Annotated in this window: 7 protein-coding genes and 1 pseudogene; 2 read left to right on the top strand and 6 right to left on the bottom strand. The window is 70.5% G+C overall.

Annotated features, from left to right (window positions below; translation table 11 throughout):
- From KBI5_RS16165 to KBI5_RS28440, 4 genes are all read right to left on the bottom strand, one after another.
- Positions 1-222, bottom strand: a 222-nt coding sequence (locus tag KBI5_RS16165; protein ID WP_198537733.1) for an ABC transporter permease, incomplete at its 3' end; no start/stop codon positions are given.
- Positions 222-896 carry an ABC transporter ATP-binding protein gene (locus tag KBI5_RS16160; RefSeq protein WP_148214928.1) on the bottom strand — a complete coding sequence of 225 codons (675 nt, stop codon included), beginning with the start codon at positions 894-896 and terminating at the stop codon, positions 222-224. The genes KBI5_RS16160 and KBI5_RS16165, both read right to left, overlap by 1 nt.
- Positions 897-1,074: 178 nt before the next feature.
- Complete coding sequence (locus KBI5_RS16155) at positions 1,075-2,556, bottom strand: biotin/lipoyl-binding protein (protein ID WP_085015703.1); 1,482 nt, start codon at positions 2,554-2,556, stop codon at positions 1,075-1,077.
- Between the two features lie 489 nt (positions 2,557-3,045).
- A complete protein-coding gene (locus KBI5_RS28440) occupies positions 3,046-3,174 on the bottom strand; it encodes a hypothetical protein (protein ID WP_255361092.1) in 129 nt (42 codons plus the stop codon).
- Between the two features lie 756 nt (positions 3,175-3,930).
- Between KBI5_RS28440 and KBI5_RS28765 the strand changes: the two genes are divergently transcribed.
- Together KBI5_RS28765 and KBI5_RS16135 are read left to right on the top strand one after the other, a co-directional pair.
- Positions 3,931-4,644, top strand: coding sequence for an NAD(P)H-binding protein (locus KBI5_RS28765; protein ID WP_085015700.1), 714 nt, complete (start codon positions 3,931-3,933; stop codon positions 4,642-4,644).
- A complete protein-coding gene (locus tag KBI5_RS16135) occupies positions 4,536-4,886 on the top strand; it encodes a hypothetical protein (protein WP_023840158.1) in 351 nt (116 codons plus the stop codon). The genes KBI5_RS28765 and KBI5_RS16135 overlap by 109 nt, the downstream gene beginning before the upstream one ends.
- A 59-nt stretch (positions 4,887-4,945) precedes the next feature.
- Here KBI5_RS16135 and KBI5_RS16130 read toward each other — a convergent pair whose 3' ends face one another.
- A complete protein-coding gene (locus KBI5_RS16130) occupies positions 4,946-5,779 on the bottom strand; it encodes a thiopeptide-type bacteriocin biosynthesis protein (protein ID WP_083282336.1) in 834 nt (277 codons plus the stop codon).
- 14 nt (positions 5,780-5,793) lie between these two features.
- Positions 5,794-6,593: pseudogene (locus tag KBI5_RS16125) on the bottom strand (lanthionine synthetase C family protein); the annotation flags it as partial.

Raw genomic sequence — 6,593 nt, 5'->3', positions numbered from 1 at the left:
GCCGGTGGTGGGGCTCGTCGAGCTGCCTGGCGAGACGATGAGCAGGTTGCTGCCCAGGGCACTGATCTGCGATCCGACCTTGTTCTGCGTGCCGACGCCGAGGCCCACGGTGAGCACCACCGCGGCGATCCCGATCAGGATGCCCAGCACAGTCAGCCCGGAGCGCAGCCGGTGCGTGCGGATCGCGTCCCACCCGGTGCGCAGCGTCTCCAGCCAGCCCATCAGGATGCCGCCGTGTCGGACTCGACCAGGCCGTCCCGGATCCGCACGACCCGGTGCGCCCGGGCCGCCACGTCCAGCTCATGAGTGATCAGGACGATCGTCCGGCCCTGCTGGTGCAGCTCGTCGAGGAGGTCCAGCACGTCACCGGTGGCGGTGGAGTCCAGGTTTCCGGTCGGCTCGTCGGCCAGGATGAGCGACGGGTCGCCGACCAGCGCCCGGGCCATCGCGACGCGTTGCTGCTGGCCGCCGGACAGCTCGCCCGGCCGGTGCTCAACCCGGTCGGCGAGGCCGACCCGGTCGAGTGCCGCGACGGCCCGCGCCCGGCGGACCTCGCGGCGCATCCCCCGGTAGGTCAGGGGCAGCTCGACGTTGCGCCACGCGGACAGCGACGGCAACAGGTTGAACTGCTGGAACACGAAGCCGATCCGGCGGTTGCGGATCTCGGCCAGGTCGGCCTCGCTCATCCCGCCGACGTCCTCCCCAGAGAGCCGGTAGCTGCCCGAGGTGAGCACGTCGAGGCAGCCGATGATGTGCATCAGCGTCGACTTCCCGGACCCGGACGGCCCGACGATCGCGACGTACTCGCCGGTTCCGATCCGGGCCGAGACACCACGCAGCGCCGTGACGTCCAGCGATCCCGCCCGGTAGGACTTGGTCACCTGGTCCAGCTCGATGACAGGGGCGTTGACGACGAGGGTGTCGTTGTCCGAATACGGCGGGAGCGGCGTCGCCGGACCCGCCGTCCCTCCCGACCTTGCCTGCTCTTGCCCTGCCTGCTCTTGTCCTGTCTGCTCTTGTCCTGCCRGTTCCTCCGGCGTCCAGGCCAGTTCGTTTTCCGTTGTCCCGACCACCTCAGCCACCCCCGCCGAAGCCGCCGCCCCGACCAGCGGAGCCGCCACCCCCGCCTCCGGGGAAACCGCCTCCGCCGCCGAACCCGGCACCGCCCCCGAACCTGCCCGTACCGCCCTGGCCCGTGGCCCGGCCCGGGCCGGTTCCGGACCCGCTCCGGGTGGCCACCTGCGGGGTGTCGACCACGACCTTGTCGCCTTCCGACAGCCCGGAGACGACCTGCGTGAAGCCGCCTCCGGTGGGTCCGGTCGTCACGGTCGTGGCGGTCTTCCTGCCGTTGGACAGGACGTAGACCGTGGKCTTGCCGTCGGCCTGAGTGATCGCCGCTGTCGGGACGACCAGAACGTCGCCGAGCTGCTTGTAGGTCAACGAGACTGTCGCGGTGTCACCCGCGTGCATCCCGCCGGGGCTGCCGGTCACCTTGATCATAACCGGGAAGGCTGCCGTCCCTCCGGAGCTCGACGCGATGAGGCCGACCGACGACACCGTCCCGTAGACCGTGTTCCTGCCGGCGTCGGAGGTGCCCGCACCGCCCTGGCTCGCGGGACCGGAACCGGCTCCCGGCCCGCCGCTACCGCCAGTTCCACCGCCACCACCGCCACCGCCGCCACCGGGGAGCCGGCCGATCGGCACGCCTCCGGTGCCACCCGTGCCCGGCACGATCGTCGCCTGGTCGCCCTTCGCGATCAGACCGACCCCGCTGGAGTCCACGGTGGCGTTTACGATCCACGAGTCGGTGCTGATCACCAGGATCTGTGCGCCGGACGACGAGCCGGACGAGCCCGACCCCGAGCCCGACCCCGAGCCCGACCCCGAGCCCGACCCCGACCCGGCGGCCGACCCCAGGCCGGACGAGGCGGCGCCGCCCGATCCGGACCCGCCTGCCGAGCTCGCGGATCCGCCGGACTGGCCTGATCCGCTCCCGCCGGAGGATGCCGCCACCTGCTGGCCGACCACCAGGGACAGGCTCGCCAYGACACCCTTGACCGGTGCGGTGAGAGTCGCGCCGTCCAGCGCGGCCTGCGCGGTCGACACCCCGTCGGTCGCGGTCGTCACCGAGGCCTGATCGACGGCGAGCTGTGTGCTGGACGCCCCGGAGTCCTGGTCGGAGGCTAGCTTGGCCTGGCTGTTCGCCAGCGTTAGCTTGGCTTGGACGAGACTCGCGGTCAACGACGCCGAGTCGATGGTCGCCAGCGGCTGGCCGGCGTTAACCGGGTCGCCCTCGCCCACCAGGACGCTGGTGACCTTCCCCGCCGCCGTGAAGTTCAGGGCTGCCTCGGTGGCTRGTTCGATCGTTCCGGTCGTCGTGATCGACTGTTTGATGGTCCCGATGCTGGCGGCGACGGTCCGCGACGAGGAGGCGGCCGGCCCGGACGAACCGCCGCGGGTGAACACGTAGGTCGTGACCGCCGCGGCGACGACGACTGCCGTGACCGTGGCGACCACCCACCGGTGGCGCGCGATCAGCCGGACTGGAGAGATCATGAGCCGCCGTTCGCGGATGGCAACTGATTCTGCACGGCGGCAAGCATCGCGGGGATAGCTGAACCTGGCCTTTACGGCACCTGTGCGTCAGCTATGAGTTCACCGGCCCATCGTCGCGGTTGGCGGTCGGGTCGAATGCTGGTGATTGATTGATGTGAATCCGGGGTTTGTGTTGTCGTGCCGTTCCGGCGGTGGTTCGCTGCCGGTGCCATTGCTGCTGGAGGCGATGGTCGACGCGCTGCTGGCCGGAGTGACGTCAGACCTCGACGAGCGCCAGCCCTGGCACGACCAGGTCGCCCAACTCGCTCATCGTCTGCACGAGGCACGGCTGTCTCGCCGCGACGGTGCTCGGCTGTTCGCGGGCGTCTTCTTTCCCCTGCCCGACGCGCTGGCGTAYGGCGAACAATTGGTCTCCGCTCTCCGCGTGGGGGGACTGTCCAGCCGAGATGCCGCGTGGTCGACGGACACGATCACTTACTACGTGGTCAGTCACAGCACTGAGGAACAACTGAGGAACAACTCGCCGCCGCTCTGCCCGATCCGTCCGCGAGCGCCGCACGGCTCATTGGCCCGGTCGGTCCACGACGTCACCCGCAGCTGTTCGCTGCGCTCGACCATCTCCCTGCTCCRCACCAGAAGGAGCACTTCGACTTCGGCCTGCGTCTTGTCATCGGCGGCATCCGCCGTRCCGTCGGGTAAACAGGATCATGGGCGGCCGGTGCCTACCCGCGGCGATCCGAGTACCGTCGCCCAGGCCATGAGATGGCCCTCGGCCACGCGCCACGCGCCACGCGCAAGCCGTCCAACACGATCGCGATCCGCGTGGTGCGGTGCTCCCTGCTGGCGGTCGGATTGGCAGACCTGACGGCCTGCTGCTATTGGGAGATCAGGGTATCTGTCATTGGTAGAGTAGAGACACGGTCGACGCCGGCTCGCCGGCCGGTCATTTCATCATCGCGGGCAGCTCCGCACCGCGAGGGGCAGTGGTCCACTCGGGCGCGGGACGTATCGTGCCGCTGCGGACGCGCCCGCTGAGYATGGCCGAGCAGGACGTCGACAAGCCGACTGTGAGCCTCGCCGCGCCACGCCCCCGACGATGTGGCGCTGCAGGAGCAGGCAGAACACGAAGACCGGCAGGCAGGCCAGGTCGCTGCCGGCCCCCAGGCCGCGGCGATCCCGAGCACCGTCGGCACGAAGCCGATGGTGATCCGCACCTGGATRCACAGAGGGATGGCCTTGCTCGGGTGGTAGGCGGCCCGGGTGAGGCCGGTGACCACAGTAGTCGTTGGGGACGGGGCTTCTCGTAGGTCAACTCCTGTACCGGTGTGCCGGAATTTCCTAGAAACCGCGGTCCGTCGCCACCACGATGGTCCCATGATCTTGATTACTGGTGCGACCGGCACCGTCGGTCRCGAGGTGCTGCGCCTCCTAGTCGRCCGGGGCGCTCGGATTCGGGCGATGACGCGAGAACCAGCCCGTCTCCGTCTTCCTGATGGCGCGCTGATCGATGTCGTGCAGGCCGACTTCGAACGTGCTGACTCGCTCCACAGCGCGGTCGCTGGTGTGGACAGCGTCTTCCTGCTGACCGCTCCGAGCCCCACCGGCTCGGTCGCCGAKCATGACCTGGCCATGATTCAGGCGGCCCGTGCCTACGGCGTCCGGAAGGTTGTCAAGCTGTCCGCCATCGGCGGGAAAGCCGATGACGCCGACAATCTGCCCTCGCCCAGGCACCGTGCCGGCGAACAGGCGCTGGTCGCCAGCGGACTGACCTGGTCCGCGCCGGATTCGATCCGTCCATCGCGGACTCCGCCGTCGACGGCTACCAGCTCGTCCGGGACGGCGGTAACGCAGTCATCACCGACGATGTCGACCTGTTCGATATCAGGCCCCCGGCCAGCGCGGCTTCGTACGCGCCGAGTCCTGATGCGCCCAGCGGGCCGGCTCGGGCAGGGCAGATCCCGCCGGATCGGAACCGGGCCATGGCGAGGGCGGCGGCGCTTGAGGATCGGCTGTTCGCGACCGCGCCGCCACCGACGCGGGGCCGGGAACATGGTGCCTTCGGCCGGACCGTGCGCGGGGAGTGGGTGACCGCGGATCTGGTCGGCCCTTCCAACCTGCGCCTTTTCCTCGGCGTCCTCGACCGGCCGCTGGAACCCGCGCAGCTGGGCGCCTACCGCCGGCAGCGTGGCGCCGCCAGCCGCGACTTCGATCGGCTCCAGGTTGCCGTCGGGCGGCGGTTGATGGTCGTCGTGGCCCGTGGCACGGACCGTGAGCCCGACTGGGTGGAAGTGACCGGCCATCTCGGGCCCCCGCAGGCTGGCGAGGTCTGACGCCGGGACCCATCGACGAAGTCTCCCTACGGCGGCGCGCACGGCGACGCTAGAAGGTGTCACAGGGCGGACCCTGAGCGTAGGAGCCGGGGATGGTCAGGGCGTAGCCGATCAAGGTGATGGGCGGGACCGAGGACGGCTTGCCGGGCGGCAGTCGCGAGGATGGCCTGTGCGCGGGCGGGGAGGCCGAGCCGGTTCCAGTGGAAGATCACGTGTAGTGCGATGATGGCACGTATCCAACGGGTAAGCTGGCCCTCTTCGCGGAGCTTCCGGAGCGTTCCGCCCGCGTCCTCGAACGCGTCGAGCCAGCTGCCGAGGAGGTCTGCGCGGGCTTCGCCGACGAGGAGACGGTGGACGTCGCCTGTGAAGGAGGCCCAGACCTGCGGGTCCGACGGCGGGTTGGCGAAGACCGAGCGCTGCTCTGCGATCCGTGCCCAGACATCTCCTTGCTCGTTGAAGTCGAGTCCTGCGGTGCGCATGAGCGCCGTGCACAGCACGAGGGAGTGTTCGCGCCGGTCGGTCGGGTTGGTGGCGAGGAACGACAGCAGGTGGTTGCTGTCGTGGTGGAACAGCTCGTGGGCGGCGTTCATGCTGGCGGGGCCGCCGAAGGCGTGGACCTCTGGCTCGTAGATGTCGGCGGTCCAGCGGACTCCATCGGTGAGCAGCGCGTGGGGGCGGTCGGTGGTCGTGTCGTACTGGCCGTCCGTGTCCTGCGCGGTCAGGTAGCGGATGCGCCAGGCGCCCTTGCGGATGAAGAACCAGGAGGTGATGAGCCCGTCCGCCTCGGCGCGGGGCAGGATGCGCGCCAGGTGACCGATGGCTTGGTCTTCCCGCCCGCGGGGCTGCGGGCCGGGGTAGCGGATGTTCAGCTGTTTCCATGGGGTCTCGTGCATGTCGGGCCTTCCGGTCAGCAAAGCAGGAGGCAGGCGTCCCAAGACGTCGTGGTCCCGGCCACGGCGAGCTCGGCCCCGGCCGACCCGTCGAGGAAGCCAGGGGATGCGTCCGCCGCAGCGGCGGTGTCCTGGTGCAGACGCAGCAGCGGTGCGAGGGCGATAGGGGTTCGCGCGTCGGCCGCGATCCGGCGTGCGGTGGCGAGTAGCCCGGCGGTCCCGTGGCAGAGGCCGGGTTCAGTGAGCCGGGCCAGTTGGGCCGGGTCGCGGATGCAGGCGGCGAACGCCGTTTCAGCGAGGTGCTCGCGGGTGGTGTCGCCGAGGGCGCGGGCGGCGAGCTGTTGGGTGCGGGCGATACCCGGAGCGCCGTAGCACCACGACGGCCGCAGCGGGCCGCGTTGGCGGGGCTCGCCGCGGTCGAGGTCGTCGAGCGTGACGAACTCCGGCCACCACGATCCTTCGCTGGCTGGCCGCCGCCAGGTATCGAGCCACTGGCAGATCGTCCTGAGCGCCTGTTCCTGTCCGTCGACTCGGACGCCGTCGAGCAGGGCGAGGGCCAGAAGCGCGGCGGGGCCCGTGATGCCGTGGGCGATCCCGTGGTTGCCATGCCCACCGGGCGGGCCGGCCTTCGTGCGGCTGGGCCGTGGGGGCACCACCAGCCGGGCAGGCCGTCGATCGGCTCCGTGAGAAGCACCAGGTAGGCGAGGACCTCGCGGAGCAGGTCAAGATCGTCGAGGCGGCGGGCTACGACGCCGAGCCCGGTCACCCCGCCGGGCCGGGCGGCCACATGACGGCGCCCGCAGCCGCACACGACCCG

Source organism: Frankia sp. KB5, from assembly GCF_002099325.1.
Taxonomy (GTDB): domain Bacteria; phylum Actinomycetota; class Actinomycetes; order Frankiales; family Frankiaceae; genus Frankia; species Frankia casuarinae.
This window is presented reverse-complemented; position numbering and strand designations above follow the sequence as displayed.

Excerpts from the sequence above, each read along its gene's own strand:
- KBI5_RS16130 (WP_083282336.1), bottom strand. The coding sequence starts at position 5,779 with ATGCACGAGACCCCATGGAAACAGCTGAACATCCGCTACCCCGGCCCG.
- KBI5_RS16135 (WP_023840158.1), top strand. The coding sequence starts at position 4,536 with ATGGCGAGGGCGGCGGCGCTTGAGGATCGGCTGTTCGCGACCGCGCCG.
- KBI5_RS28440 (WP_255361092.1), bottom strand. The coding sequence starts at position 3,174 with ATGGTCGAGCGCAGCGAACAGCTGCGGGTGACGTCGTGGACCGACCGG.